This window comes from Paracoccus sp. UBA889, from assembly GCA_002294185.1.
Classification (GTDB): Bacteria; Pseudomonadota; Alphaproteobacteria; order Rhodobacterales; family Rhodobacteraceae; genus Paracoccus.
The window spans coordinates 104,783-130,193 of record DBFD01000046.1 but is presented as its reverse complement, the minus strand read 5'-3'; the positions used below and the strand labels follow the sequence as shown (position 1 = coordinate 130,193).

At 65.8% G+C, this 25,411-nt stretch carries 29 protein-coding genes; 24 read left to right on the top strand and 5 right to left on the bottom strand.

Features of this window, described 5'->3' with window-relative positions:
• Positions 1-140: 140 nt before the first annotated feature.
• From B4L36_RS08630 to B4L36_RS08600, 7 genes are all read left to right on the top strand, one after another.
• A complete protein-coding gene (locus B4L36_RS08630; protein ID WP_292955439.1) occupies positions 141-2,009 on the top strand; it encodes an extracellular solute-binding protein in 1,869 nt (622 codons plus the stop codon).
• 106 nt (positions 2,010-2,115) lie between these two features.
• Complete coding sequence (locus B4L36_RS08625; RefSeq protein WP_292955436.1) at positions 2,116-3,195, top strand: microcin C ABC transporter permease YejB; 1,080 nt, start codon at positions 2,116-2,118, stop codon at positions 3,193-3,195.
• On the top strand, positions 3,195-4,298 hold the full coding sequence (locus B4L36_RS08620; RefSeq protein WP_292955433.1) for an ABC transporter permease: 1,104 nt from the start codon (positions 3,195-3,197) through the stop codon (positions 4,296-4,298). Before B4L36_RS08625 ends, B4L36_RS08620 begins: the two co-directional genes overlap by 1 nt.
• A gap of 89 nt (positions 4,299-4,387) precedes the next feature.
• Positions 4,388-6,022, top strand: coding sequence for an ABC transporter ATP-binding protein (locus tag B4L36_RS08615; RefSeq protein WP_292955618.1), 1,635 nt, complete (start codon positions 4,388-4,390; stop codon positions 6,020-6,022).
• Entirely contained in the window at positions 6,019-7,242 is a 1,224-nt protein-coding gene (locus B4L36_RS08610) for a glycosyltransferase (protein WP_292955430.1), read from the top strand. The genes B4L36_RS08615 and B4L36_RS08610 overlap by 4 nt, the downstream gene beginning before the upstream one ends.
• Positions 7,243-7,272: 30 nt before the next feature.
• Entirely contained in the window at positions 7,273-8,691 is a 1,419-nt protein-coding gene (cysS, locus tag B4L36_RS08605) for a cysteine--tRNA ligase (protein WP_292955427.1), read from the top strand.
• 48 nt (positions 8,692-8,739) lie between these two features.
• On the top strand, positions 8,740-9,510 hold the full coding sequence (locus tag B4L36_RS08600; protein ID WP_292955424.1) for a squalene/phytoene synthase family protein: 771 nt from the start codon (positions 8,740-8,742) through the stop codon (positions 9,508-9,510).
• A gap of 58 nt (positions 9,511-9,568) precedes the next feature.
• Here the strand turns inward: B4L36_RS08600 and B4L36_RS08595 are convergent, their stop codons facing one another.
• From B4L36_RS08595 to B4L36_RS08575, 5 genes are all read right to left on the bottom strand, one after another.
• The gene (locus B4L36_RS08595; protein ID WP_292955421.1) at positions 9,569-10,912 is read right to left on the bottom strand and encodes a cytochrome P450; all 1,344 of its coding nucleotides are present in this window, start codon (positions 10,910-10,912) and stop codon (positions 9,569-9,571) included.
• Positions 10,909-12,078: a hypothetical protein gene (locus tag B4L36_RS08590; RefSeq protein WP_292955418.1), complete on the bottom strand. Its 1,170-nt coding sequence runs from the start codon at positions 12,076-12,078 to the stop codon at positions 10,909-10,911. The genes B4L36_RS08595 and B4L36_RS08590 overlap by 4 nt, the downstream gene beginning before the upstream one ends.
• Positions 12,079-12,133: 55 nt before the next feature.
• Positions 12,134-12,817 (bottom strand): M48 family metallopeptidase, encoded by a 684-nt coding sequence (locus B4L36_RS08585; protein WP_292955415.1) that lies wholly within the window; start codon positions 12,815-12,817, stop codon positions 12,134-12,136.
• Between the two features lie 148 nt (positions 12,818-12,965).
• Complete coding sequence (locus tag B4L36_RS08580; RefSeq protein ID WP_292955412.1) at positions 12,966-14,147, bottom strand: vWA domain-containing protein; 1,182 nt, start codon at positions 14,145-14,147, stop codon at positions 12,966-12,968.
• Positions 14,147-14,311, bottom strand: coding sequence for a hypothetical protein (locus B4L36_RS08575; RefSeq protein ID WP_292955409.1), 165 nt, complete (start codon positions 14,309-14,311; stop codon positions 14,147-14,149). Before B4L36_RS08575 ends, B4L36_RS08580 begins: the two co-directional genes overlap by 1 nt.
• Before the next feature lie 206 nt (positions 14,312-14,517).
• On the opposite strand from B4L36_RS08575, the gene B4L36_RS08570 reads away from it, so the two are divergent.
• From B4L36_RS08570 to B4L36_RS08490, 17 genes are all read left to right on the top strand, one after another.
• Positions 14,518-14,955, top strand: coding sequence for a hypothetical protein (locus B4L36_RS08570; protein ID WP_292955406.1), 438 nt, complete (start codon positions 14,518-14,520; stop codon positions 14,953-14,955).
• 288 nt (positions 14,956-15,243) lie between these two features.
• Positions 15,244-15,663: a permease gene (locus B4L36_RS08565; RefSeq protein ID WP_292955403.1), complete on the top strand. Its 420-nt coding sequence runs from the start codon at positions 15,244-15,246 to the stop codon at positions 15,661-15,663.
• Positions 15,614-16,960 (top strand): DNA-packaging protein, encoded by a 1,347-nt coding sequence (locus tag B4L36_RS08560; RefSeq protein ID WP_292955615.1) that lies wholly within the window; start codon positions 15,614-15,616, stop codon positions 16,958-16,960. Before B4L36_RS08565 ends, B4L36_RS08560 begins: the two co-directional genes overlap by 50 nt.
• Before the next feature lie 114 nt (positions 16,961-17,074).
• Positions 17,075-18,259, top strand: a complete 1,185-nt coding sequence (locus tag B4L36_RS08555) for a phage portal protein (protein WP_292955400.1) — start codon at positions 17,075-17,077, stop codon at positions 18,257-18,259.
• Between the two features lie 4 nt (positions 18,260-18,263).
• The gene (locus tag B4L36_RS08550; RefSeq protein ID WP_292955397.1) at positions 18,264-18,494 is read left to right on the top strand and encodes a GTA head formation protein, RCAP_rcc01685 family; all 231 of its coding nucleotides are present in this window, start codon (positions 18,264-18,266) and stop codon (positions 18,492-18,494) included.
• Between the two features lie 3 nt (positions 18,495-18,497).
• The gene (locus B4L36_RS08545; RefSeq protein ID WP_292955394.1) at positions 18,498-19,028 is read left to right on the top strand and encodes an HK97 family phage prohead protease; all 531 of its coding nucleotides are present in this window, start codon (positions 18,498-18,500) and stop codon (positions 19,026-19,028) included.
• 128 nt (positions 19,029-19,156) lie between these two features.
• Positions 19,157-20,320 (top strand): phage major capsid protein, encoded by a 1,164-nt coding sequence (locus B4L36_RS08540; protein ID WP_292955391.1) that lies wholly within the window; start codon positions 19,157-19,159, stop codon positions 20,318-20,320.
• 193 nt (positions 20,321-20,513) lie between these two features.
• Positions 20,514-21,128 carry a head-tail connector protein gene (locus tag B4L36_RS08535; protein WP_292955388.1) on the top strand — a complete coding sequence of 205 codons (615 nt, stop codon included), beginning with the start codon at positions 20,514-20,516 and terminating at the stop codon, positions 21,126-21,128.
• Complete coding sequence (locus B4L36_RS08530; protein ID WP_292955385.1) at positions 21,128-21,466, top strand: head-tail adaptor protein; 339 nt, start codon at positions 21,128-21,130, stop codon at positions 21,464-21,466. The genes B4L36_RS08535 and B4L36_RS08530 overlap by 1 nt, the downstream gene beginning before the upstream one ends.
• A complete protein-coding gene (locus tag B4L36_RS08525) occupies positions 21,463-21,882 on the top strand; it encodes a DUF3168 domain-containing protein (RefSeq protein ID WP_292955382.1) in 420 nt (139 codons plus the stop codon). The genes B4L36_RS08530 and B4L36_RS08525 overlap by 4 nt, the downstream gene beginning before the upstream one ends.
• A gap of 11 nt (positions 21,883-21,893) precedes the next feature.
• Positions 21,894-22,307: a phage major tail protein, TP901-1 family gene (locus B4L36_RS08520; RefSeq protein ID WP_292955379.1), complete on the top strand. Its 414-nt coding sequence runs from the start codon at positions 21,894-21,896 to the stop codon at positions 22,305-22,307.
• On the top strand, positions 22,307-22,621 hold the full coding sequence (locus tag B4L36_RS08515; protein ID WP_292955376.1) for a gene transfer agent family protein: 315 nt from the start codon (positions 22,307-22,309) through the stop codon (positions 22,619-22,621). The genes B4L36_RS08520 and B4L36_RS08515 overlap by 1 nt, the downstream gene beginning before the upstream one ends.
• Entirely contained in the window at positions 22,618-22,839 is a 222-nt protein-coding gene (locus tag B4L36_RS08510) for a rcc01693 family protein (RefSeq protein ID WP_292955373.1), read from the top strand. Before B4L36_RS08515 ends, B4L36_RS08510 begins: the two co-directional genes overlap by 4 nt.
• 14 nt (positions 22,840-22,853) lie before the next feature.
• Positions 22,854-23,510: a phage tail tape measure protein gene (locus B4L36_RS08505; RefSeq protein ID WP_292955370.1), complete on the top strand. Its 657-nt coding sequence runs from the start codon at positions 22,854-22,856 to the stop codon at positions 23,508-23,510.
• Between the two features lie 13 nt (positions 23,511-23,523).
• Entirely contained in the window at positions 23,524-24,156 is a 633-nt protein-coding gene (locus B4L36_RS08500; RefSeq protein WP_292955367.1) for a DUF2460 domain-containing protein, read from the top strand.
• On the top strand, positions 24,153-24,983 hold the full coding sequence (locus B4L36_RS08495) for a DUF2163 domain-containing protein (protein ID WP_292955364.1): 831 nt from the start codon (positions 24,153-24,155) through the stop codon (positions 24,981-24,983). The genes B4L36_RS08500 and B4L36_RS08495 overlap by 4 nt, the downstream gene beginning before the upstream one ends.
• Complete coding sequence (locus B4L36_RS08490; protein WP_292955361.1) at positions 24,980-25,408, top strand: peptidase; 429 nt, start codon at positions 24,980-24,982, stop codon at positions 25,406-25,408. Before B4L36_RS08495 ends, B4L36_RS08490 begins: the two co-directional genes overlap by 4 nt.
• Positions 25,409-25,411: the final 3 nt, after the last annotated feature.

The window sequence follows — 25,411 nt, the reverse complement described above, 5'->3', positions numbered from 1 at the left end:
GTTGGCTGTCCGCGGCGCGGCGTCTGCCCGGCGCGGCCCGCGGCCCCGCGATCGCCCCGACCGCTCACGAAATCGCGGCTTGATCCGGCCCCGCGCGCTGTCCTAGCGTCGTGCGAACCTCGTCCAGCCGGAGCCGCGACATGCGCCATCTCGTCCTGATCCTCGCCCTCGCCACCGGGACCGCCGCCGGTCCCGCCCTGTCGCAGGAAAGAGGATCGGAGGATGACGACAAGATCATCAAGTCCTACGGCATCGGCGTCTTCGACGAGCTGAAGCTGCCCGCCGATTACACGCAGCTTGCCTATGTCAATCCCGACGCGCCCAAGGGCGGCGAGATTTCCGAAGCAATCCCGAATTCGACCGGTTTCGACAATTTCAATCCCTTCACCTTTCGCGGCCGGGCTGCGGTCCTGTCCTCGGTCATGCTGGAATCGATCCTGGTCGGCACCGCGGACGAGGTCGGCGCGGCCTATTGCCTGCTGTGCGAAAGCCTGGAATATCCCGAAAGCCGCGATTGGGTGATCTTCAATCTGCGGCCCGAGGCGCGCTTCAGCGACGGCACGCCGCTGACCGCCTATGACGTGCTGTTCAGCTACGAGACGATGCGCGACAAGGGGCTGTCATCGTTCCGGCTGGTGATCGGCCAGCAGGTCGCCAAGGCCGAGGTGATCGACGCCAACACGATCAAGTTCATCTTCACCCCCGATTATCCGCGCCGCGACGTGATCCAGTCGGTCGGCGGCCTGCCGATCTTCAGCCGCAAGGATTTCGCCGACAATCAGCGCGATCTGGAACAGCCGATGGACAAGCCCTTCATCGGTTCGGGCCCCTACGTCTTTGACAGCGCCGACATCAACCGCAAGGTCATCTACAGGCGCAATCCCGATTACTGGGGCGCGGATCTGCCGATCAACAAGGGCCGCAACAATTTCGACCGCATCCGGTTCGAATATTTCTCGGACTACGATGCCGCCTTCGAGGCGTTCAAGGCCGGCGAATACACCTTTCGGCGCGAGGTCAGCAGCATCATCTGGGCGACGCGCTATGACTTTCCGGCGCTGAGCCGGGGATGGGTCAAGAAGGAAAAGCTGCCCGACGGCAGCATCGCATCGGGGCAGGCCTGGGTCATGAACCTGCGCCGACCGACCCTGCAGGACATCCGCGTGCGCGAGGCGATCGGGCTGATGTTCAACTTCGAATGGTCCAACGCATCGCTGTTCTACGGCCTCTACGAGCGGGTCAACAGTTTCTGGGACAACAGCGACCTGGCCGCGACCGGCACGCCATCCGACGCCGAAAGGGCGCTGCTGGAGCCGGTGGCCAAGGACCTGCCCAAGGGCGTCCTGACCGGCGAGGCGGTGATGGCGCCGACCAGCGGCGAACGCCAGCTTGACCGGCGCAATGTTCGCAAGGCGGCGGCGCTGCTGGATGAGGCGGGCTGGACCGTCGGCGATGACGGGATGCGGCGCAATTCCGAGGGTCGGCCGCTGACGCTGGAGATTCTGAATGACAGCCAGACCTTTGACCGGGTGATCAATCCCTGGGTGCAGAACCTGCGCGCTTTGGGCATCGACGCGCGCAACGTGCGCGTGGACAATGCCGAATACGAAAACCGCGCCCGCAGCCACGATTTCGACATCATCAGCGATCAACTGGGACAGGACGCGATTCCCGGCGCCGGTTTGCAGCAATATTTCGGCAGCGCCAATGTCGGCGATGTGTTCAACTCGATGGGGCTGGCCAATCCGGCCATCGACGCCCTGATCAGCCGGGTCGAGGCCGCCGACAGCAACGAGAGGCTGCAAACCGCGACGCGGGCGCTGGATCGCGCCCTTCGCAGCCTGAAATTCTGGGTGCCGCAATGGTATAACGGCTATAATCTGGTCGCCTATTACGACCAGTATGGCCGTCCCGATACCCTGCCGCCCTATTCGCTGGGGGAACTGGATTTCTGGTGGTATGACAAGGAAAAGGCCGACAAGCTGCGTCAGGCCGGCGCATTGCGCTGAGCCCGGGACGCTTGATTTCCGGCGTGGAATTGCCCAGAAGGCTTGACAACGAAACAGGGCCGTCAAGGCCCGCGAGACCCCGACGGGTGGGCGGAAGGGCAGGCAGATGGGTGCCTATATCCTGCGGCGTTTGCTGCTGATCATCCCGACCTTGATCGGCATCATGCTGGTCAACTTTACCCTGACGCAATTCGTCCCCGGCGGCCCGATCGAACAGATCGCCGCGCAGATTCAGGGCGAGGGCGACGTGTTCCGCAACATCTCGGGCGGGGGCGCCGAGGCCGGAGGCGGCGGGGTCGAGGAAAACTATCAGGGCGCGCGCGGCCTGCCGCCCGAATTCATCGCCCAGCTTGAACGGGAATTCGGTTTCGACAAGCCGCCGGTCGAGCGCTTTCTGTCCATGCTGGGCAATTATCTGCGGTTCGATTTCGGAACCTCCTGGTTCCGCTCGATCAGCGTGGTGGATCTGGTGATCGAGAAGATGCCGGTCTCGATCACGCTGGGGCTGTGGTCCACGTTGCTGGCCTATATCATCTCGATCCCGCTGGGAATCCGCAAGGCGGTGCGCGACGGGTCGCGCTTTGACACCTGGACCTCGGGCGTGATCATCATGGGCTACGCGATCCCGGCCTTTCTGTTCGCGGTGCTGCTGATGGTGCTGTTCGCGGGCGGATCCTACTGGAAGATCTTTCCCCTGCGCGGCCTCGTCAGCGACAATTTCGCCGATCTGTCCACCTGGGGGAAGGTCAAGGACTATGCCTGGCACATCACGCTGCCGGTCGTGGCCTCGACCATTTCCAGCTTTGCCACGCTGACCCTGCTGACCAAGAACAGCTTTCTCGACGAGGTGAACAAGCAATATGTCATGACCGCCCGCGCCAAGGGGCTGACCGAACGCGGCGTGCTTTATGGCCACGTCTTCCGCAACGCCATGCTGATCGTGATCGCGGGCTTTCCGTCGATGTTCCTGGGCGTGTTCTTCGGTGCAAGCATCCTGATCGAGACGATTTTTTCGCTGGACGGTCTGGGCAGGCTGGGCTTCGAGGCCGCCGTGCAGCGTGATTATCCGGTGATCTTCGGCACGCTCTACGTCTTCGGCCTGATGAGCCTGGTCGTCGGCATCCTGTCGGATCTGATGTATGTCTTCGTCGATCCGCGCATCGACTTCGAATCGAGGGGCGGCTGATGGCGCTGTCGGAACTGAACCGCCGCCGCTGGCGCAATTTCCGCCGCAACGGCCGCGCCTTCTGGTCGCTGGTGATCTTTTCGGTGCTGTTCGTGCTGGCGATGTTCGCGGAAGTGGTCGCAAACGACAAGCCCATCGTCGCCAGCTACCGGGGCGAGCTGTATTTTCCGGCCTACCGCTTCTATCCCGAAACCGCCTTCGGCGGCGATTTCGGGACCGAGGCGATCTATCGCGATCCGGCCGTGCAATGCCTGATCGTGACCGGCGGGCGCGAAGCGTGCTGGGATGAACCCGAGGCGATGATCGCCGCGGTCGGAAACGGCACCAGCGACGTGCCCAAGGATGAACAGGGCTGGATGATCTGGCCGCCCATTCCCTATCATTTCAAGACGATCAACAATGTCGGCACGGCGCCAAGCCCGCCGGATGCGGATCACTGGCTGGGCACCGACGACACCGCGCGCGACGTGCTGGCGCGGGTGATCTATGGGTTTCGCATCTCGATCCTGTTCACGCTGATCGTGACGGTGATCGCCTCGACCATCGGCATCGCGGCGGGGGCGATCCAGGGCTATTTCGGCGGCAGGACCGACCTGATCTTCCAGCGCCTGCTGGAAATCTGGGCCTCGACCCCCGGTCTTTACGTCATCATCATCCTGTTCGCGATCCTTGGCCGCAGCTTCTGGCTGCTGGTCTTCGTCACGATCCTGTTCGGCTGGCCCGCGCTGGTCGGCGTGGTCCGGGCCGAATTCCTGCGGGCGCGGAACTTCGAATATGTCCGGGCGGCCCGCGCGCTTGGCGTGGGCGACCGCACGATCATGTTCCGCCACATCCTGCCCAATGCGATGGTGGCCACGCTGACCATGCTGCCCTTCGTCGTCACCGGCACGATCAGCGGTCTGGCGGCGCTGGATTATCTGGGCTACGGGCTGCCGGCATCGGCGCCCTCGCTGGGCGAGCTGGCCTTGCAGGCCAAGCAGAACCTGCAGGCGCCCTGGCTGGCCTTTACCGCCTTCTTCACCTTCGCCATCATGCTGTCGCTTCTGGTCTTCATCTTCGAAGGCGTGCGCGATGCCTTCGACCCGCGGAAGACCTTTTCATGAGCGACGAAGACGAGGCCGAACTGCGCCCGACCCGCCCCGGCATCGCCAGCGCCGCCGCCGTGGCCGAGAACCACGACCCCGCGCGCGGGATGCCCGGCGGGGAACGCGCGCGGCGGGTGCCGGCGCCGCCCTCGGATGCGGTTCTGGCGGTGCGCGACCTGCGCATCAGCTTCGCGCAAGAGGGCCAGATCCTCCCGGCCGTCAGGGGCGTCAGCTTTCACGTGGGCCGCGGCGAGACGGTGGCGCTGGTGGGCGAATCCGGGTCCGGCAAATCGGTGACGGCACTGTCCACCGTGCGGCTTCTGGGTGATTCCGCGCTGGTCGAGGGGTCGGTGCAATATGAGGGCCGCGAGATGATCGGCGCACCCGACCGGGTCCTGCGCGACATTCGCGGCAACGACATCAGCTTCATCTTCCAGGAGCCGATGACCTCGCTGAACCCGCTGCACACGCTGGAAAAGCAATTGTCGGAAAGCCTGGCGCTGCATCAGGGACTGAGGGGCCAGAAGGCGCGGGCGCGGATCGTGGAACTGCTGAACCGCGTCGGCATCCGCGATCCCGAAAGCCGGCTGGCCGATTATCCGCACCAGTTGTCGGGCGGGCAGCGCCAGCGCGTGATGATCGCGATGGCGCTGGCCAACGGCCCCGACCTGCTGATCGCGGACGAACCGACGACGGCGCTGGACGTGACCATCCAGGCCCAGATCCTGGATCTGCTGGCCGAACTGAAAGAGGCCGAGGGCCTGTCGCTTCTGTTCATCAGCCATGATCTGGGCATCGTGCGGCGCATCGCCGACCGGGTCTGCGTGATGAAGGATGGCGAGATCGTCGAACAGGGCCCGGTCGAGGCGATCTTTGCCGATCCGCGGCACGAATACACCCGCAAGCTGCTGGCGGCCGAACCGACCGGACTGGCCGATCCGGTCGCGCGTGGCGCCGAGGTGATGGTCGAGACCCGCGATCTGAAGGTCTGGTTCCCGATCCAGCGCGGGCTGCTGCGCCGGACAGTCGGTCATGTAAAGGCCGTGAACGGCGCCACCCTGCAGGTCCGCAAGGGCGAAACCCTTGGCGTGGTGGGCGAATCCGGCAGTGGCAAGACGACGCTGGCGCTGGCGATCATGCGGCTGATCGACAGCGAGGGGCCGATCCTGTTTCTGGGCCAGGACATCGCCGGCTGGTCGGCAAAGCATCTGCGCCGCCTGCGCCGCGACATGCAGATCGTGTTCCAGGATCCCTTCGGCAGCCTCTCGCCCCGGATGACGGTCGAACAGATCATCGCCGAGGGTCTCAGCGTGCACGGGGTCGAAAAGGGCCGCAACCGCCGCGAGATGGTGGCCGAGATCATGGTCGAGGTCGGTCTGCGTCCCGAAATGATGCACCGCTATCCGCACGAATTTTCCGGCGGCCAGCGTCAGCGCATCGCCATTGCCCGCGCCATGATCCTGCGGCCCAAGGTCGTCGTTCTGGACGAGCCGACCAGCGCGCTGGACATGACGGTGCAGGTCCAGATCGTGGCGCTTCTGCGCGATCTGCAGGCGAAATACGGGCTGACCTTCCTGTTCATCAGCCATGATCTTCGGGTGGTTCGCGCCATGTCGCATCAGATCATGGTGATGCGTGCGGGCGAGGTCGTGGAACAGGGCGAGGCCGCCCGCATCTTCGACGATCCGCAATCCGATTATACCCGCGCGCTGCTGAAGGCGGCCTTTCCCGACCGCTCATGAAGATCCTGTTCGTCCATCAGAATTTCCCCGGCCAGTTTCCGCATCTGTCGGGCGCGCTGGCCCGGCGCGGCCATCAGGTTCTGGCGCTGACGGATGAAAACAACGAACGCCCCAGCCCGGTGCGAACCGTGCGCTACAAGGCGCCTCGGCCGGTCGAGGGCGGCAGCGTTCTTGGCCGCACCTATTCGACGATGGCCGAACGCGGGCTTCTGGCGGCACGCGGCGCGCGGGCGCTGCGCGATCGGCACGGCTTTTCGCCCGACCTGATCATCGGCCATTCGGGCTGGGGAGAGACGCTGTTTCTGAAGGAAATCTGGCCGCAGGCCCGGCTGCTGGTCTATGCCGAGCTGATGTATCGCACCCAGGGCCACGATGTCGGATTCGATCCCGAATTCCAATCGGGCAGCGACGAGAGCCGCTTCATGACCGTCGCCCGTTCGGCGCATCTGATCCAGGGCATCGCGCAGGCCGATGCGGCCATCGCGCCGACGCGGTATCAGGCCGACAGCTTTCCGCCGGACCTGCGCGGCAAGATCACCGTGATCCATGACGGCATCGACACCGCGCGCGTGAAGCCCGATCCCGAGGCATGGCTGCAATTGCCGGGCCTGCCCCGGATGGCGGCCGGGGACGAGATCGTCAGCTTCGTCTCGCGATCGCTGGAGCCCTATCGCGGGTTTCACATCTTCATGCGCGCGCTGCCCGACCTGCTGGCGGCGCGGCCGCGGGCGCGGGTCGTCATCGTCGGCGGCGATGGGGTCAGCTACGGGGGGGCGCCGCCGGACGCGCGAAGCTGGAAGGAGAAGATGCTGGCCGAACTGGGCGACAGGCTGGATCTGTCCCGCGTCCACATGGTCGGGCGGCTGGCCTATCCCGATTACCTGTCGCTGATCCAGATCGCGCGGGTGCATTGCTATCTGACCTATCCTTTCGTGCTGTCCTGGTCGCTGACCGAGGCCATGGCTGCGGGCGGCTATGTCGTGGCCTCGGATACCGCGCCGGTCCGCGAACTGGTCCGTGACGGAGAAAACGCCCGTCTGGTGCCCTTTTTCGACGTGCAGGCGCTGTCGGCCGCGCTGATCCGGGGGTTGGAGGGCGATCGCGATGCGGCACGGCTGCGGCAGGCGGCGCGGCAGACGATCCTTGATGGCTACGATCTTCAGCGCATCAGCCTGCCGCGTCAGATCGAATGGGTGGAAAGACAGGGGGCGATGGGCTAGATCCCGCGCCAGTCAGGCAAGAGGCGCAACATGGTCGAGATCCGGCTGACCAATACCCGCACCCGCAGGAAAGAGGTTTTCACGCCTCTGGATCCGGGCAATGTGCGGCTGTATCTGTGCGGGCCGACCGTCTATGACCGCGCCCATCTGGGCAATGCCCGTCCGGTCCTGGTCTTCGATCTGCTGGTGCGTCTGCTGCGGCATGAATATGGCGCGGACCATGTGACCTATGTGCGCAACGTCACCGACGTGGATGACAAGATCAACGCGCGCGCCGCCGCGACCGGCCGTTCGATCCGCGAGATCACCGAGGAGACGCTGGGCTGGTATCGCGCCGACATGGACGCGCTTGGCGCCGAGCGCCCCGATCACGAACCCCGCGCGACCGATTACATCGCCCAGATGATCGCCATGATCGAGGCGCTGATCGGCAGCCGCCACGCCTACGTGGCCGAGGGACACGTGCTGTTCGACGTGCGGTCCTATCCCGGATACGGGCGGCTGTCCGGACGGTCGGTCGATGACATGATCGCGGGCGCCCGCGTCGAGGTCGCGCCATTCAAGCGCGATCCGATGGATTTCGTGCTGTGGAAACCCTCGGATGCGGACCAGCCCGGCTGGGACAGCCCCTGGGGCCGGGGGCGGCCGGGCTGGCATATCGAATGTTCGGCCATGTCGGCGGCGCTGCTGGGACCGTCCTTCGACATTCATGGCGGCGGGATCGACCTGCAATTCCCCCATCACGAGAACGAGCTTGCACAAAGCTGCTGCGCCCATCCGGATGCGGATTTCGCCCAGGTCTGGCTGCATAACGAGATGTTGCAGGTCGAGGGCCGGAAGATGTCGAAATCCCTCGGCAACTTCTTCACCGTCCGCGATCTGCTGGACCGGGGCGTGCCGGGCGAGGTGATCCGCTTCGTGATGCTGTCCACGCATTACCGCAAGCCGATGGACTGGACCGAGGCGAAGGCGGAGGAAGCCGGGCACATTCTCGAGGGTTGGTTTAATATGACAGATGGTGTGGAAGCGACTTCCGCGGCTGATCCTTTGTTCATGGAGGCGCTGGCCGACGACCTGAACACCGCTGCTGCGCTGACGCGGCTCAGCGTGCTGTCAAAACACGGACAAGCGCCGGCGCTCAAGGCGAGCCTGAGAGTGCTCGGTTTTCCTGATGCGGAGGACATTGACTGGTGGCGAAAGGAGATCGTCACGCTGCCTGTCGTGGGATCGACCGGAAATACGCCCCTTCATCTAGAAGTGATCGGGAAGCTATTAGAGGAAATGCAAGAAGCCCGGCTCGCCAAAGACTATGCGACCGCTGACAAGCTAAGAGAAGCGATGGTTGAAGCCGGGCTTGGTGTCAAAATCGGCGCCACGGGACCATCCGCGACCGTGCCCAAAGGATTTGATGTGGGTCGATTGAAGGAACTCATTCAACAGGCTGAGTGATGGACTCCTTCAATCCGGCTGCGCCTCCGACAATCGACAGACAACAAAATGACCCTTGAAACCTGCACCGAAACGATTCGCGCACAGGACCCCGACCGCTTCGGTGCAACGCTTGTGGCGGCACCCGGCGACCGGCCCGCGCTGATCACGCTTTACGCGCTGAACCTCGAGATCGCCCGGGCGCCGCTGCAATCGGCCGAACCGATGCTGGCCGAGATGCGGCTGCAATGGTGGAGCGACAGGCTGGCCGAGATGGGCAAGGGCACGCCGCCGCCCCTGCATGACGTGCTGAGCCCGCTTTGGGAGGCGTGGGGTCGCGATGCCGGGCCGCTGGCCGGGCTGGCCGAGGCGCGAATCCGCGATTGCGCGCGCGAGCCGCTTTCCGCGCCCGAGGCTGTCGTGGCCTATGTCGATGACACGGCGGGGCGGCTGATGTGGCTGGCCGCGAAACGGCTGGCCACGCCCGACAATGCGCGCCGGGTCGTGGCCGATCACGCGCTTGGCGCGGGGCTGGCGGCCTGGTTGCGCGCGCTGCCGCAATTGCAGCCGCTGCGGCTGGGGTTGGCGGGTGCGCGGCCCGAGGAAGCACAGCGCCTGGCGGTGCTGGCGCAAGAGGCGTTGCGCAGGGCCTCGCGCATGCATCGGGCGGTGCCGAAGCGCGCGACCGCGGCGCTGTATCCCGGCGTCCGGGTGCCGCGGCTTCTGTCCGAAATCGCCGCCGGACGGGTGGACCCGTTCGGGGCGGTGCCCGAGATCACGCCGTTCCAGCGCCGCGCCTCGCTGGCGCGGCTGGCGCTGACCGGGCGCTGGTGGCGTTGATCGCGCCTTTCCCCAGGCCATCGCAGCCTTCGAACCGTCCCCCTTGCCGAAGATCGACCTATGCGCCGTTGCGACGTTCCAGCCGGATCAGGATGCCGTCGCGTCCACGCACGGTCAATCGGGCGATGGGAACGGGCGGCCGGCTGCCGGGCGACAGCCGAAAGGCGGCGGTGATTCGGGCCAGCATGACCACGCCCTCCAGCATCGCCATGCCCGCGCCTGGGCAGGCGCGGGGGCCGGCCGAGAAGGGCAGATACGCATCGCGCGCACTGGCCTTGCCGGCATCGGTCTGCCAGCGGCCGGGATCGAACGCGTCGGGCCGGTCCCACAGGCGTTCGTGGCGGTGCAGGTGCCAGGGCGAGACGACCAGCTGTGCGCCGGGCGGCACGGGGCGGTCGCGGAAGGTTTCGGGGCGGCTGGCCGCGCGCACCATCATCGGCACGGGCGGATAGAGGCGCAGCGCCTCGCGAAAGACAGCCCGGGTCACGGGCAGCCGGCTGGCGGCGCTGAAATCGCAACCAAGCACGGCGCCTTCGGCCGCCACGCGGTCCTGCCAGTCGGGATGCGCGGCCAGCAGCCACAGCGCCCAGGCCAGGGCGGCCGCGCCGGTTTCGTGGCCGGCCAGAAAGAACACCGCCACCTGGTCTGTCATCTCGGCGGCATCGAAGCTGCGGCCTGTCTGCGGATCGGGCGTGGTCATGATCTTGGTGGCCAGATCGTCGGGCGGATCACCCGCGGCAATCGCGGCCAGCCGTGCCTGGACCAGATCGCGGATCAGGGTCCGGATGCGATCGGCGGTCCGGCGTGTGCGGCGCGAATGCGGGCGTGGCATCCAGCGCGGCAGCGGCAGCAGCGCCGCCAGATTGATGAGCGGCTGTCCGGCCTGATGGGCGCGGAAGGCGGCAAAGACCTGGGCCGCAACATGATGTTCGATTGGCAGGGAAAACAGCGCGCGGAAGATCACGTCCGCCGCGCCGTGGCTGCATAGCGGCTCGATATCGGTTTCGCCGGGTTCAAGCCGGTCCACCATCGCGCCCGCCGCAGCCCAGATGGCCGGGAAGGTCTGGCGCAGGCGGCCGCCCTCGAAGGCCGGGTCGATGATGCGGCGCTGGCGGGCCCATTGGGTCCCGTTGGTGATGAAGACGCCATCGCCCAGAAGCGGGCGCAGCCCTTCGGCCAGGCGGTCGGATTTCGGGAAATCGCCGGGCCGGTCCTGAAGGATCAGGCGGATCAGCGCCGGATCGTTGCAGAAGAAGCTGTGGATCAGCGGGTTGCGGTATTCCGCCATCCAGCCGCGATAGAGCCGCTGCGGCAGGCCCGACAGCAGATCGCGGCGAAAGGCGCGGATCAGGCGGGGCAACGTGCCCTTCGCGTCGCCGGATTGCGGGCGCGGCGGAATCACGCGCGCCTGCCCACAGGTTTCGCGATCCGGCCCGGCGAATGGCCGCGCCCGCCATATCGCTGCGCCAGCGTCAGCGGACCGGCGGTGATGGCGAAATAATCGTATCCGTCGGGTCGGTCGAAGGCATGGAGATACTGGAAATGCAGCCGGAACCAGCGTCCGCGCAGCCGCCGGCGCGTTCCGGGCAGCAGGGTTCGACTGAACGCGGCCGAGATGACCAGCGGCCATCGCTGGTCCGGACCCGCGACGCCGCTGACGGCGACCGGATCGCAGAGGCCGAAACAGCACGCATCGCCCGGTGCGCTGACATCCAGCCAGAAGATCGCGGGGCTTTCCGACAGCAGCGCCAGATCGGCGCGCAGGCGGTCCGCACGCGGCAGAAGCGAGACCATCGGCACGACATGGCCCAGTGTCAGCAGCGACAGGGCAGGACGATGGCCGGGGCTGCGTCGCAGCAGGTCGGCCACCACCGTCACGGCGAGATAGGCCCCCGAGGAATGGCCGACGACCAGCACTTCGTCCACGTCCTGGGTCAGCGCGGCGCGGAGGCGGTCGGTAAAGTGGTCCAGACGGGTTTCCAGCGCCGGCGCATAGGCGCCGCGATGCTGCGCGGCAAAGGCGAAATCATGCATCAGGTATCGGGCATAGAGCAGGTGATCGAGGCGGCGAAACACCAGCAGCGTCAACCATGCCAGAACCAGCCCAGCCACGAAGCCCGCGATCCCGCCCACCAGCCATGCGGCAAGCCATGCCAGCAGCAGCGCCGACAGCATTTGCAGCACCAGCACCCCGACCGGGTAGAGAATGGCCAGGACCGGGCCCTTTCGCAGCCGCACCAGCCGCGACAACGTGCCCGATGCCGCATAGATCCACGCCGTCCGCGCCAGTTGCAGATAGGGCGCGATGACGCCGCCCCGCATCGAGGAGCGGACCAGATCCGCCCAGGGCAACACCTCGACCTGCGAACGGATCCGGGCGCCGGGAAAGGAAGCCTGGACATGCCAGCCATAGCCCGCGATCCCGGCGCCAGGGCGCAACCGGATCCGATAGCCCGAGATTGCGGCCTGGGCGGCGCTTTCGCGGCGATAGATCTCGCGGTAGCGGCGGGCGGGGAAGGGGTCGAAGCCCGGCAGATACAGGGTGATGCGGCGAAACGGGCGAGTCATGCTGCGGCCTTGTTGTGCCCGGGCAGAATAGGCGAACGGGCCGGGGCGGCAAGCGTCAGGATCGCCAGCGCGCCTCGTGCGCCTCGATTGCCGCGATCCGCTGCGCCGTCGGCGGATGGGACAGGAACCATGCGGGCGCCGGCGCAGCCGTGCCGCCGGTGAGGCCGTCCAGCTTGCGAAACAGCGATTTCTGTGGGTCCGTCCCAAGGCCCGCGCGGATCATCAGCGCGCTGGCGAAGCGGTCGGCTTCGAATTCGTCCTGCCGCGACAGACGGGCGGCGACGGCGCTGGCGACCATGTTGGCGATCCATGCGCCAACCCCCGGCAGGAACCGTCCCAGCACGCCGGTCAGAGCCAGCCGGATCGCGTTCTGGCCGGCAAAATCGATCATCCGCCGCCGCGCATGACCATGCGAGACGTGGCCCAGTTCGTGCGCGATGACACTGGCCAGTTCCTCGGGTGTGACCTCGCAGGCATCCAGCTTGCGGATGAAGCCGCGGGTCAGGAAGATGCGACCGTCCGGCGCGGCAAGGCCGTTCACTGGCTCGATCTCGTAGATATGGGCGCTGACCGGCGGCAGGTCCATCGCCTCGCCCAGACGTTTCAGCATCGGCGACAGGCGGGGATGTTGCAGCGGCGTGGATTTCTGGTTCAGGTCCTGTTTCAGCCGCCATGCGGAAAAGAACCACATCAGCGCCATATAGGCGAAAAGCAGCAGGATGGGCGTCAGCTTCAGCATGAGTCCAATCTGGGGGCTGATCGCCCTTCGCGCCAGCACTTATCGCGCCGCGCACCCCAAGATCGCCGCTGCGCTTTCGGTCTTGTGATATCGGCGACTGATCCGCCATGCCATCAAGCGCCGGGTTGCGAGCCTCGGCGAGAGCCTGTCATCCCAGAACGCGCATCGCCCCTGTCAGGCCCTCCAGCGTCAGCGGCATCATCCGGTTTTCGAAGATGCTGCCGATCATGGCGATGGATTGCACATGGCGCCAGTGGCTGTCTGGAACCGGGTTCAGCCAGACGTGATCGGGCCAGGTTTCGCAGAGACGGCGCAGCCAGACCTCGCCGGGTTCGGGGTTCCAGTGTTCGTTCGCGCCGCCCGGAACGGCGATCTCGTAGGGCGACATCGACGCGTCGCCCACGATGATGCATTTGTAATCGCGGCCGTAGCGGTGCAGCAGATCCCAGGTCGGGATCTGTTCCGTCCAGCGGCGGCGATTGTCGCGCCAGACGCCCTCGTAGAGGCAGTTGTGGAAATAGAAGTGCTGCATCTGACGGAATTCCGACCGTGCGGCCGAGAACAATTCGTCCACGATGCGGATATGGTCGTCCATGCTGCCGCCCACGTCCAGAAACAGCAGCACCTTGACGGCATTGCGCCGTTCGGGCCGGGTCTGCACGTCGATATAGCCGTGATTGGCAGTGGCGCGGATCGTGGCGGGCAGGTCCAGTTCATCGGCGGCGCCGTGCCGGGCCCATTGCCGCAGCCGTTTCAGCGCCACCTTGATATTGCGCGTGCCCAGAGCGACCGAATCGTCGAAATCGCGGAATTCGCGCCGGTCCCAGACCTTGACCGCCCGTCTGTGGCGGCTTGCGTCCTGACCGATTCGCACGCCTTCGGGATTGTAGCCATGCGCGCCGAAGGGCGAGGTTCCGGCCGTGCCGATCCATTTGTTGCCACCCTGATGACGCGATTGCTGTTCGGCCAGCCTGTCGCGCAGCCTGCGCATCAGGGTGTCGAAACTGCCACCGGCTTCGATCTGGGCCTTTTCGGCGTCGCTCAGCAGCTTTTCGGCCAGTTTCCGAAGCCAGTCCTGCGGAATCGCCTGTTCGTGGACCAGCATCTCGACCGGGACCCGATCCAGGCCCGAGAAACTTTCGGAAAAGGCGCGGTCGAATCGGTCCAGATGGCGTTCATCCTTTACCAGCGCGAGACGGGCGAAATGGTAGAAATCCTCGACCCGGCCCGCGGCGATCCCGGCCTGCATCCCGGCCATCAGGTCCAGCCATTCGCGCAGCGAAACCGGAACCCCTTGCCTGCGCAGCGCGTCGAGGAAGGGGATGAACATCAGATCATGCGGTCGATGAAGATCGTCAGGAAAAGGCCGAGGGCGGCGAAGGCCAGCGCGAAGGCAGCCGCATATTGCGCCTTGTCGCGTCCCTTGCCGCCCAACTGGCTGGCGCGGCGCCAGCCCAGAAAGGCGCCCAGAAGCATGGCTGCGATCACGATCATGGCTTATCCCGGAACAATGCTGCCCTGCGCAGATAGCCCCTTGCGCGGGCCCGTGCAACCGGACGGGCCGTCGCAGGCGGGACGCGCGCAGGTCAACGGCTTTGACAAAATTCGCCCGGCACCGCAGGCTGTTGGCGAGGGGGCTGGCGCTTCGCAGATCTTGCCGGGCGGCCGTCCCCATGCGCCTTGTGCAAAGGAGAGCCTTGATGATGAAATTTTCCGACATGTTCGCGACGCTGGCCGACAATGCCCGCCGGATGGAAGAGCGGGCGGCCGAGTGGCAAAACCAGATGAACGTCAAGAATGACGAGATGATGGCCAGCACCCGCAAATGGCAGGAAACCGCCTTGCAGCGCCAGGACGAGATGAACGCGCAGATGCGCAGCTATTTCGAAGAGGCGGGCGAGAATGTCCGCGGCCAGCTGCAGGTGATGCAATCAGCCTGGGAAGAGCAGTTCCAGAAGATGCGCGAGAAGAGCGAGGAGATGCGCGAACAGGCGATGAAGGGCGGTCATTTCCCTGACTGGGCCGAGGCCTATGCCGCGCAGATGGTGTCCTTTGCGCAACGGATGCAGGACGAGGCCAGCAACGCCATCGCGGCCGCGACCGAGGCGCGCGCCAAGGACGGCAAGAAGAAGGGCTGAGGGCAGCCTCTTTCCCGTGCGATCGCGGCCTTCCGGCCTTGGCTTTGCGTGATGTCACGCGCGGTGTTGCGCTGCGAACGCATGGGTGTTGCCTGTCTTAAGGCATTGTTTTCGATGCATAAGACTTGGTAAAGTGATCGCGCTATGGTTTAGCGATTGACTTACCGGACGCCCTGAAGTAGAAGTTTTCCATGCTGGGAGAAATGGGCAAGCGGCCGGGGGGCGACCCCAGGGCCGCTTTTTCGTTTCTTGGCTCGTGCGGACAGGACACGAGGCGGGACAGTTTGCATGAACGATATGGAATGGAGCGGGATCGGTGATCCTGAAGGGCCAGTCACGGCCGATGCGCATGTCACCGATCGCGCTGCGGACCAGGCCGAAGAAGACCGGCGGACCGCGGATCTGGAAGATCTGCTGGCCGAAGCACAGGGACAGCTTGCGTCCTGCATCAGGGACCTGCGGCGCCATACGGACGCGCTGGAGGAACGCGAGCGGGGTGCTGTCGATCCTGGTGAACTGAAGACCGCGATCCACAGCGCACGGGCGGTGCGCGATGCGGTCAATCATATGTTGTCGGAAAGGAGCCGCGTTGACAAACTTCGCAAGGACATCGCCGGCGGGGTCGGAGGAGGCTGCCTCGACCTTGACGCGGCAAGAACTGAGATCGGGCGCCGCCTGGCTTGCCTCCGCCGAGCCGGAGGAGGTTGACGAATTTCTTGAAGGGCTGGGCGAAAACGCACTGATGGCGCTGCCCTGGCTGTTCGAGTTCTGGGCCCTGCCGCATCAGTTGCCGCCCGAGGGCGATTGGAAAAGCTGGGTCATCATGGGCGGGCGCGGCGCGGGCAAGACCCGCGCCGGCTCGGAATGGGTCCGCCGCATGGTCGAGGGTCCGACCGCCACCGCGCCCGGTCAGTGTCAGCGGGTGGCACTGGTCGGCGAGACCTTCGATCAGGCCCGCGAAGTGATGGTCATGGGCGAGAGCGGGATCCTGGCCTGTTCGCCCCCCGACCGCAGGCCGGTCTGGGAAACCGGGCGGCGGCGGCTGGTCTGGGCCAATGGAGCGACGGCGACGGTCTATTCCGCGCATGAGCCCGAGGCTTTGCGCGGCCCGCAATTCGATGCGGCCTGGGTGGATGAACTGGCCAAGTGGAAGAAGGCCGACGACACCTGGGACATGCTGCAATTCGCGTTGCGCCTGGGCAGCCATCCGCAGCAGGTCGTGACCACGACGCCGCGCAATGTGGCCGTGCTGAAGCGCATTCTGGGCAATGCCAGCACCGTCACGACGCATGCGCCGACCGATGCCAACCGGGCCTATCTGGCCGAGAGCTTTCTGGCCGAGGTCGAGGCCCGCTATGGCGGGACCCGGATGGGTCGGCAGGAGCTGGAGGGCGTGCTGCTGGACGATATCGAGGGCGCACTTTGGACGACGGCGATGCTGGAGGGCGCGCGTATCGAGCAGGCGCCGAAACTGAGCCGCGTCGTGGTTGCCGTCGATCCGGCGGTGACGGCCGGCCGGGCCAGCGACGAATGCGGCATCGTCGTCGCCGGTGTCGTCTGCGACGGCGAGCCGAAGGATTGGCGGGCCTATCTGCTGGAGGATGCGACGCTGCGGGGCAGCCCGGTGGACTGGGCGCGTGCCGCGATTGCCGCGATGGACCGGCACGGGGCCGAAAAGCTGGTGGCCGAAGTCAATCAGGGCGGTGATCTGGTCGAAAGCGTGATCCGGCAGGTCGATCCCCTGGTGCCGTTCAAGGCGCTGCGCGCCGGCCGCGGCAAGGGCCTGCGTGCCGAACCGGTCGCCGCGCTGTATGAACAGGGGCGCATCAGGCATGTCCGGTCCGGCAATCTGGGCGCGCTGGAGGACCAGATGTGCCAGATGACGGTTCGCGGCTATGAGGGACGCGGCTCTCCGGATCGGCTGGATGCGATGGTCTGGGCGATTCACGAGCTGATGATCGAGCCGGCGGCGGGCTGGCGGCGGCCGCAGATGCGGCGATTGTGAGAAAAGGCGGGGGTTTCACACGCACGAACCGGCGTCCCCCGGGGTATTTGGACAACGAAGAAGGGGCTGGCCTGCGGGCCGGCCCTTTTTCATGGCCGAGGCATGGAGGCGAGCATGGCGTTTCGATTGTTTTCGCGGGAGGAGACATCCATTCCCGCACCGGAGAGGAAGGCCAGCGCGACGGGCCGGGTGGTGGCCTTTGCGTCCGGAGCGGGACGGCCGATCTGGTCGGCACGTGATACCGGGTCGCTGACGCGCGGCGGTTTCATGGGCAATCCGGTCGGGTTCCGGTCGGTCAAGCTGATCGCCGAGGCGGCGGCGGCGGTGCCGCTGGTCTGCGAGGATCGCGAGCGGCGATATGACGTGCATCCGGTGCTGGATCTGCTGCGACGTCCCAACCCGGGCCAGGGACGGGCGGAATTGTTCGAAGCCCTCTTCGGGCAATTGCTGCTGTCGGGCAACGGCTATGTCGAGGCGGTCGGATTGTCCGGGGCGGGGCTGCCGGAAGAACTGCATGTTCTGCGTTCGGACCGGATGAGCATCGTTCCCGGCACGGATGGCTGGCCGGTGGCGTTCGAATATTCCGTTGGCGGGCGCAAGCATCGTTTCGACATGACCGGCAGCCCCGATCCGATCTGCCACATCAAGAGCTTTCATCCGCAGGACGATCACTACGGATTGTCGCCGATGCAGGCAGCGGCGGTGGCGCTGGATGTGCATAACAGCGCCAGCGCCTGGTCCAAGGCGCTGCTGGACAACGCCGCGAGGCCAAGTGGCGCCATCGTCTACAAGGGCGTCGACGGGCAGGGGGTTCTGAGCCCCGAACAATATGACCGCTTGGTCGGCGAGATCGAGATGAACCATCAGGGCGCACGCAATGCCGGGCGACCGATGCTGCTGGAAGGCGGGCTGGACTGGAAGCCGATGGGATTCAGCCCCAGCGACATGGAGTTTCATGAAACCAAGCTGTCGGCGGCGCGCGAGATCGCGCTGGCCTTTGGCGTTCCGCCCATGCTGCTGGGGATCCCCGGGGATGCGACCTATGCAAACTATGCCGAGGCGCACCGGGCCTTCTATCGGCTGACCGTTCTGCCGCTGGCGACGCGGGTGTCCGCGTCAGTGGCCTGGTGGCTCTCTGAGCATATGGGCACCGAGGTCGATCTGCGTCCCGATCCCGACCGAATTCCGGCCCTGGCAGAAGAGCGGGATCAGCAATGGGCCCGGATCGGCGGGGCGAGTTTTCTCAGCGATGCCGAAAAGCGGGCGCTGCTGGGGCTGCCTCCGCTGACCGATGGGTGAGCCGATGGAAGGATCGCGTTTCATCGAGGCGGGCTTGTGGCGCGACCAGCGATTTGAGGCGCAGGAGCGGATCATGGCGCTGCAATTCGGCACCGTCGAGAAGCGGCTGGAGCGCATCGAGGCGCTGATGGAGGGCCTGGAGCGGCGGCTGTGGATGACGGTTTACGGCGTCGTCGCCGTCATCCTGACCCAGGCCATTCAGGGAATAATCGACTACGTGCCCAAAGGAGGCTGAGGGATGGTTCCGGGACTTGAGGTGAAATTCGCGGGCGGGGCTCCGGTCCTGAGCGAAGGCCATGTAATCGAAGGCTATGCCAGCCTGTTCGGGATGACGGATCAGGGCGGCGACGCGGTTCTTCCGGGCGCCTTCGCAGCCTCGCTGAAGAAGCTGGCGGGCAAGGGCGACAAGGTTCGGATGCTGTGGCAGCACGATCCGACACGGCCCATCGGTGTCTGGGACGAGATCCGCGAGGATCAGACAGGGCTGTGGGTCAAGGGTCGCCTGCTGCGCGAGGTCGCGCAGGCCCGCGAAGCGGCGGCGCTGATTCAGGCCGGTGCGATCGATGGCCTGTCCATCGGCTATCGCACGATCCGCGCCGAGCGCGATCAGAAAGGGCGCCGCGCCCTGGCCGAGGTCGAATTGTGGGAAGTGTCGCTGGTGACCTTTCCGATGCTGCCCGAGGCCAAGGTCGGCCGCAAGGAAACGGACGATCTGCGCGAGATCGCGGCGCTGTTTTCGGCGGCCGTCGAGGCGCTGCGGGCAGACTGAAATCCGGGGTCGCGCCGCATCGGCGCGGCCGCGGCAAGATGCGCCGGGACGCATCATTCGGGTTCGGGTCGTTCCTGACCCGGCAGCAGGGGCGGATCGGCCCCGATCATCGCGATGAGGAGAAGATTATGACCGAGGTGAAGGCCGCGGGCGGCGGTGACGCGTCCGCCGATCTGAAAGGGGCCATGACAGGGTTCGTGAGCGAACTCAGAGGGTTCCGAGACGACATTCAGAAGAAGCTCAATGCACAGGAAGAGCGTATGAACATGCTTGATCGCAAGACCGCCATTCGGGGCCGCGCGCCTCTTTCGACCGTGGCCGAGACCGAGGTTCCGCATCAGAAGGCATTCAACGCCTATCTGCGCAGCGGCGATGACGACGGTCTGCGCGGCCTTGCGGTCGAGGAAAAGGGGCTGAGCGTGGCCAGCGACGGTGGTTTCCTGGCGGCCCCCCAGGTCGCCGACAGCGTGCAATCGGTGCTCTCCACCGGTGCGTCGCTGCGCAAGCTGGCCAATGTCGTGACCGTCGAATCCTCGGCCTACGAGGTTCTGGTGGACAAGGGTGACATGGGTGCGGGCTGGGCCGACGAGGCCGAGCCGGTCGAGTCCGGCGCCGGCGGTGTCGAACGGATCTCGATCCCGGTTCACGAATTGTCGGCGATGCCGAAGGCCAGTCAGCGCCTGCTGGACGATGCCGCCTTCGACGTCGAGGCATGGCTGGCCGAGCGGATCGCCGACAAGTTCGCGCGTTCGGAAGCAGCAGCCTTCATTTCGGGCGATGGTGTATCGAAGCCGAAGGGCATTCTGGCCTATCCGACGGCGCCGAACGACAGCGCCGGCGCGGGCGAGATCGGCGTTATCGGCACGGGCGCGATCGGCGAGTTCAACTCGGCCGCGCCGGCCGATCCGCTGATCGACCTGATCTATGCCCTGCCTGCGGAATATCGCGCCAATGCCAGCTTCGTGATGAATTCGAAGACGGCAGCGCAGGTTCGCAAGATGAAGGATGCCGATGGGCGCTTTCTGTGGAGCGACGCCCTGGCTGCCGGTCAGGTGCCGCAGCTTCTGGGCTATCCGGTTCTGATCAGCGAGGACATGCCGGATATCGGTTTTGACGCCCTGGCCATCGCCTTCGGCGATTTCCATGCCGCCTACACCATTGTCGAGCGTCCCGACCTGCGCGTGTTGCGCGATCCGTTCAGCGCCAAGCCGCATGTTCTGTTCTATGCGACCAAGCGCGTCGGCGGCGGCGTCACCGACTTCCGCGCGGTCAAGTTCCTGCAGTTCGCCTGATCCTTCGGGGTCGGGCGAGGGAAGGGGCCGCGCGCGGGTCGCGCGCCGGTCATGCTGGCTTTGCAACTGTCCGCGCGTGCTGATGGCTGGCGCGCGGGCGCGGTCCTTTCCCGCCTGAAGCAATGGCGGGGCCCATGGTCGGGCCCCGCCTCGGTGGAACGAATGGCGGACGGCAGGACGGGAGGTTCGCAAGATGATGCTGATTGAGGAAACGGCGCCCGCGGCGGAGGCGCTGCCTGTCGCCTCCTTGCGCGAGCATTTGCGCCTCGGCTCGGGTTTCGAGATTGCCGAGGATAATGCGGAAACGGCGGCGCTGACGGGCTATCTGCGCGCCGCGATCGCCGCGATCGAGGCGCGCACGGGCAAGGTCCTGCTGACGCGGCGTTTTCGGATGCAACTGGACGATTGGCGCGACCGGCTGGGACAGACGCTGCCGCTGGCGCCCGTGGTCACGGTCGACAGGATCGAGATCGATGACGGGGCCGGCACGGTAACGACGCTGCAACCCGACGGCTGGCGGCTGCTGCCCGACATGCAGCGCCCGACCATTCTGCCGGCGGGTGTCATTCTGCCCAACGTGCCGCGCCGGGGCTTTCTGACGATTACCTTCACGGCAGGGTTCGGCGATACCTGGGCTTCGGTGCCGGCCGATCTGTCGCAGGCGGTTCTGATGCTGGCCACGCGATATTACGAGGATCGCAGCTTCGAGGGATCGGCGAATGCGATGCCCTTCGGGGTCAGCGCACTGATCGAACGCTGGCGCCAGATCCGCACCCTGGCGGGGCGCGGTCAGCGCGAGGTGCGTTGATGGGCGCGCCGAGGCTGAACGTGCGCCTGGCGCTGGAAGCGCCAGAGCGTCAGAGCGACGGGCTGGGCGGTTATCGCGTGGTCTGGCGGCAACTGGGATTTCTGTGGGCCGAACTGGATTCGGGTTCGGGGCGGCGGCGGTCGGCAGAGGTGGGCGCGGAAAGCGTCGTATCCTGGAAGATCACGGTGCGGTCTGCGGCGACGGGCGATCCAAGGCGGCCGGCACCCGGACAGAGGTTGCGGCTGGATCGCCGGTTCTTCCGGATCGATGCGGTCGCCGAGCGGGACCGTGACGGCCTGTGGCTGACATGTTTTGCGCGCGAGGAGGATCAGGCATGAGTTATGCGGCTTCCGTCGCCCTTCAGGGCGCGGTCTATCAGCGACTGCGGGCCGACGCAGTGTTGTCCGAACTGGTCGGAGACGCGATTTATGACGCGATGCCGGTCGATGCGCCCAGCGGGGTCTTCGTCTCGCTGGGTCCCGAAGAGGTGCGCGATGCCGGCGATTTCGATCGCGCCGGATCCCAGCACGATTTCATCGTCTCGGTTCTGTCGGGCACGGATGAAAGCGCGGGATTCGCCGCCGTGAAAACGGCTGCCGTTGCTGTCGCGGAGGCTTTGGAACGTGCCGAACTGACGCTGGATCGCGGCGATCTGGCCGGAATGTGGTTCCTGCGCGCCAAGGCGCGGCGGGTGGAAAATGGTGCGGCGCGGCGGGTCGATCTGACCTTCCGTGCCCGCATCGATCTGGACTGAGGAGAAAACCCATGGCGGTACAGAACGGACGCGACCTGCTGATCAAGATGGACATGACGGGCGATGGCTCTTTCGAGACGGTGGCCGGACTGCGGGCCTCGCGCCTGTCGTTCAACGCCGAGACGGTGGATGTGACCACGATCGAAAGCGAAGGCGGCTGGCGCGAATTGCTGGGTGGGGCGGGAATGCGCAGCGCCTCGATCTCGGGGTCGGGAGTGTTTCGCGATGCCGATACGGACGGTCGTGCGCGGCAGATCTTTTTCGACGGCGAGGTTCCGCGCTTTCAGGTCGTCATCCCGGATTTCGGCACGGTCGAGGGGCCTTTCCAGATCTCCGCGTTGGAATACGCGGGTAGCTACAACGGGGAGGCGACCTACGAGATGACGATGGCGTCGGCGGGCGCGCTGAGCTTCGTGGCCCTGTGATGGTGAACCCGATGCGGGGCGAGGTCGAGGTGGTTCTGGACGGCCGCGCGCATGTCGCACGGCTGACCCTGGGAGCCTTGGCAGAGCTGGAACATCAGTTGGGCGCGGCCTCGTTGATGGATCTTGCCGGGCGGTTCGAGGCCGGGCGCTTCAGCAGCCGCGATGTGTTGGCCGTGCTTGTCGCCGGCCTGCGCGGCGGAGGTTGGCAGGGTCGCGCCGAAGACCTGCTGTCGGTCGAGATCGATGGCGGCCCGGTGGGGGCCGGCCGCGCGGCGGCAGAATTGCTGGCGCGGGCTTTTCGGATCGCGGCATGAGCGAGGCCGACAAGGGACTGGATTGGCCGGGACTGATGCGCGCCGGCCTGCATGGGCTGGGCCTGAGGCCGGACCAGTTCTGGACGCTGACCCCGGCGGAGCTGGCGCTGATGCTGGGCATCGAAGCAGGCCGCCCTGCAATGACGCGGGGCAGACTGGCCGAACTGGCGGCGCGATATCCCGACCGGGACGCGGCGCCTGATGACGGGAATGCATGATCGGGGATCAGAGGATGGCGAACAAGGATGGTTTCGGGTCCGGTCTGGACCAGCTTGACGAGAATATGGGACAGACGAGCCGGATGACGGCCGAGTTCGAGGCGGAATTGGCGCGGCTGCGTCAGTCGATGTCGTTCACGTCGCGCGAGGTCGGAACGCTGAGTTCCGGGATCGAAAGCGGATTGCGCCGCGCCTTCGACGGGTTGATCTTTGACGGCGACAAGTTGTCCGAGGCACTGAAGGGGATCGGGCGGACGATCGCAGATACCGTCTTCTCGATCGCGATGAAGCCGGTCGAGAGCGCATTGGCCGGATCGGTGGCGAACGGCATGGCCGGAATGGTATCGGGCGCAATGCCATTCGCCCAGGGCGGTGCATTCGTGCAGGGCAGGGTGATGCCCTTCGCCAAGGGCGGGGTCGTCTCGGAACCGACCCGGTTCCCGATGCGTGGCGCGACGGGACTGATGGGCGAAGCCGGCCCCGAGGCGATCATGCCGCTGCGACGCGGTGCCGATGGCAGACTGGGTGTCGCCGCAGGCGGAAGCGGCGGCAGGGCAGTGAACGTCACGGTCAATGTCACGACGCCGGATGTCGCCGGCTTCAAGCGCAGCCAATCGCAGATCGCGGCACAGCTTGGCCGCGCCCTGGCGCGCGGCGAACGAAATTCCTGAGCAGGAGGCGAGGATGGCATTTCACGAGGTGAGGTTTCCTGCAAGCCTGTCCTTCGGCTCGATCGGTGGACCAGAGCGCAGGACGGAAATCGTCGCGTTGTCCAGCGGATTTGAGGAACGCAATACACCTTGGGCCGACGCGCGCAGGCGCTATGATGCCGGAATGGGTTTGCGTTCGCTGGACGATCTGTCGGCGCTGGTCGCGTTCTTCGAGGCGAGGGCGGGGCAATTGCACGGCTTCCGCTGGAAGGATTGGTCGGACTACAAAAGCTGTCTGCCGTCACGCGATCCGGCCTTCGACGATCAGGAAATCGCCGTGGGTGACGGCGTCAGCGTGACCTTTCAACTGACCAAGGCCTATGCATCAGGGCCGGCCCGCTATCAGCGTCCCATCAACAAGCCGGTGAAAGACAGCGTCCGCGCCGGTGTGGGGGGAAGTGAACTGTTTCCGGACACGCATTTCACAGTAGATCATCAGACGGGCCAGATCACCTTCAGCGCCGCACCCGAACCCGGCGCGACGATCTCGGCGGGATATGAATTCGACGTCCCTGTCCGGTTTGATACCGATCGGATCGCGGTATCGGTTTCTTCCTTTCAGGCGGGCGAGATGCCGCAGATTCCGGTCGTGGAGGTTCGCGTATGACCAGCACCACCATCGCGCGTGCGTGGTTGATCCGACGCCGAGACGGCCTGCGAGTGGGCTTTACCGATCACGACCGCGATTTGTCATTCGATGGCCTGCGCTTTCGTCCCGACCATGGAATGACTGCACGCGCTTTGGTTCAGGCTTCGGGACTGTCGGTGGACAATTCCGAAGCAGAAGGAGCCCTGTCGGATGAGGCGATCACCGAAGGGGACATTCTGGCCGGACGCTGGGATGAAGCCGGTCTCAGCATGTGGGAGGTCGATTGGCGCGATGTCTCGAAGCGACGGCTGGTCTTTGCCGGCAGTCTGGGCGAGGTGTCGCGTTCGGGCGGGGCCTTCCGCGCCGAGTTGCGCGGCTTGGCAGAGCCGCTGAACCAGGCGCGGGGCCGTGTGTTTCATCCGCGCTGCTCCGCCCGGCTGGGAGACAAGTTCTGCAAGATCGACCTGACTGACGATACCTTGTGGACCGAGCGCGCGATCGAGGCGCTAGACGACGACCACATCCTTCGTTTCGCGGCGTTTCCGGCATTTGACGCGGGATGGTTCGAGCGCGGCAGGATCGAGGTTCTCACGGGGCGGGCGGAAGGGCTTTCGGCTGCGATCAAGAACGATCTGGCACTGCCCGGAGCGCGTCGCGAGATCGGGTTGTGGAAGGCATTCGGAATGACCCCTGCCGTCGGGGATCGCGTTCGGCTGGTCGCCGGGTGTGACAAACGCGCCCAGACCTGCCGACTGAAGTTCCGCAATTTTGTCAATTTCCGTGGTTTTCCGCATCTGCCGACCGAGGACTGGCTGATTGCGCCCGGGACGGCAGGGCGGTCATGACCGATAGAGCCGTTTCCGTCGCACGCGACTGGCTGGGAACACCCTATATCCATCAGGCCAGCCAGAAGGGCGTCGCGTCGGACTGCCTTGGCCTGATCCGCGGCATCTGGCGTGAACTCTACGGCGAAGAGCCAGAGGCCGCACCCGATTATACGCCCGACTGGGGCGAGTTCGGCAGCCATGAACTGCTGATGGATGGTGCCATGAGGCACATGCTGGCGGTTGAACGGGCAGCGGCGCTGGCGCCAGGTCAGGTGCTGCTGTTCCGCATGCGGGCGGGCGCTGTCGCCAAACATCTAGGCATCGTCTCGGCTGCCGGCGACGCGCCGCGATTTATTCATGCCTATACCCATCATGGGGTGATCGACAGTCCGTTGACCGCCCCTTGGCGAAACCGGATCGCAGCCCGGTTCCGCTTTCCCTGATCT

What these genes read in the sequence shown, in the direction of transcription:
- B4L36_RS08610 (WP_292955430.1), top strand. Translation starts at nt 6,019, where the DNA reads ATGAAGATCCTGTTCGTCCATCAGAATTTCCCCGGCCAGTTTCCGCAT.
- B4L36_RS08525 (WP_292955382.1), top strand. Translation starts at nt 21,463, where the DNA reads ATGAGTTATGCGGCTTCCGTCGCCCTTCAGGGCGCGGTCTATCAGCGA.
- B4L36_RS08490 (WP_292955361.1), top strand. Translation starts at nt 24,980, where the DNA reads ATGACCGATAGAGCCGTTTCCGTCGCACGCGACTGGCTGGGAACACCC.
- B4L36_RS08630 (WP_292955439.1), top strand. Translation starts at nt 141, where the DNA reads ATGCGCCATCTCGTCCTGATCCTCGCCCTCGCCACCGGGACCGCCGCC.
- cysS (WP_292955427.1), top strand. Translation starts at nt 7,273, where the DNA reads ATGGTCGAGATCCGGCTGACCAATACCCGCACCCGCAGGAAAGAGGTT.
- B4L36_RS08515 (WP_292955376.1), top strand. Translation starts at nt 22,307, where the DNA reads ATGGTGAACCCGATGCGGGGCGAGGTCGAGGTGGTTCTGGACGGCCGC.
- B4L36_RS08600 (WP_292955424.1), top strand. Translation starts at nt 8,740, where the DNA reads ATGACCCTTGAAACCTGCACCGAAACGATTCGCGCACAGGACCCCGAC.
- B4L36_RS08615 (WP_292955618.1), top strand. Translation starts at nt 4,388, where the DNA reads ATGCCCGGCGGGGAACGCGCGCGGCGGGTGCCGGCGCCGCCCTCGGAT.
- B4L36_RS08520 (WP_292955379.1), top strand. Translation starts at nt 21,894, where the DNA reads ATGGCGGTACAGAACGGACGCGACCTGCTGATCAAGATGGACATGACG.
- B4L36_RS08620 (WP_292955433.1), top strand. Translation starts at nt 3,195, where the DNA reads ATGGCGCTGTCGGAACTGAACCGCCGCCGCTGGCGCAATTTCCGCCGC.
- B4L36_RS08580 (WP_292955412.1), bottom strand. Translation starts at nt 14,147, where the DNA reads ATGTTCATCCCCTTCCTCGACGCGCTGCGCAGGCAAGGGGTTCCGGTT.
- B4L36_RS08565 (WP_292955403.1), top strand. Translation starts at nt 15,244, where the DNA reads ATGAACGATATGGAATGGAGCGGGATCGGTGATCCTGAAGGGCCAGTC.
- B4L36_RS08570 (WP_292955406.1), top strand. Translation starts at nt 14,518, where the DNA reads ATGATGAAATTTTCCGACATGTTCGCGACGCTGGCCGACAATGCCCGC.
- B4L36_RS08505 (WP_292955370.1), top strand. Translation starts at nt 22,854, where the DNA reads ATGGCGAACAAGGATGGTTTCGGGTCCGGTCTGGACCAGCTTGACGAG.
- B4L36_RS08545 (WP_292955394.1), top strand. Translation starts at nt 18,498, where the DNA reads ATGGTTCCGGGACTTGAGGTGAAATTCGCGGGCGGGGCTCCGGTCCTG.
- B4L36_RS08510 (WP_292955373.1), top strand. Translation starts at nt 22,618, where the DNA reads ATGAGCGAGGCCGACAAGGGACTGGATTGGCCGGGACTGATGCGCGCC.
- B4L36_RS08500 (WP_292955367.1), top strand. Translation starts at nt 23,524, where the DNA reads ATGGCATTTCACGAGGTGAGGTTTCCTGCAAGCCTGTCCTTCGGCTCG.
- B4L36_RS08585 (WP_292955415.1), bottom strand. Translation starts at nt 12,817, where the DNA reads ATGCTGAAGCTGACGCCCATCCTGCTGCTTTTCGCCTATATGGCGCTG.
- B4L36_RS08555 (WP_292955400.1), top strand. Translation starts at nt 17,075, where the DNA reads ATGGCGTTTCGATTGTTTTCGCGGGAGGAGACATCCATTCCCGCACCG.
- B4L36_RS08535 (WP_292955388.1), top strand. Translation starts at nt 20,514, where the DNA reads ATGATGCTGATTGAGGAAACGGCGCCCGCGGCGGAGGCGCTGCCTGTC.
- B4L36_RS08495 (WP_292955364.1), top strand. Translation starts at nt 24,153, where the DNA reads ATGACCAGCACCACCATCGCGCGTGCGTGGTTGATCCGACGCCGAGAC.
- B4L36_RS08575 (WP_292955409.1), bottom strand. Translation starts at nt 14,311, where the DNA reads ATGATCGTGATCGCAGCCATGCTTCTGGGCGCCTTTCTGGGCTGGCGC.
- B4L36_RS08540 (WP_292955391.1), top strand. Translation starts at nt 19,157, where the DNA reads ATGACCGAGGTGAAGGCCGCGGGCGGCGGTGACGCGTCCGCCGATCTG.
- B4L36_RS08590 (WP_292955418.1), bottom strand. Translation starts at nt 12,078, where the DNA reads ATGACTCGCCCGTTTCGCCGCATCACCCTGTATCTGCCGGGCTTCGAC.
- B4L36_RS08530 (WP_292955385.1), top strand. Translation starts at nt 21,128, where the DNA reads ATGGGCGCGCCGAGGCTGAACGTGCGCCTGGCGCTGGAAGCGCCAGAG.
- B4L36_RS08625 (WP_292955436.1), top strand. Translation starts at nt 2,116, where the DNA reads ATGGGTGCCTATATCCTGCGGCGTTTGCTGCTGATCATCCCGACCTTG.
- B4L36_RS08550 (WP_292955397.1), top strand. Translation starts at nt 18,264, where the DNA reads ATGGAAGGATCGCGTTTCATCGAGGCGGGCTTGTGGCGCGACCAGCGA.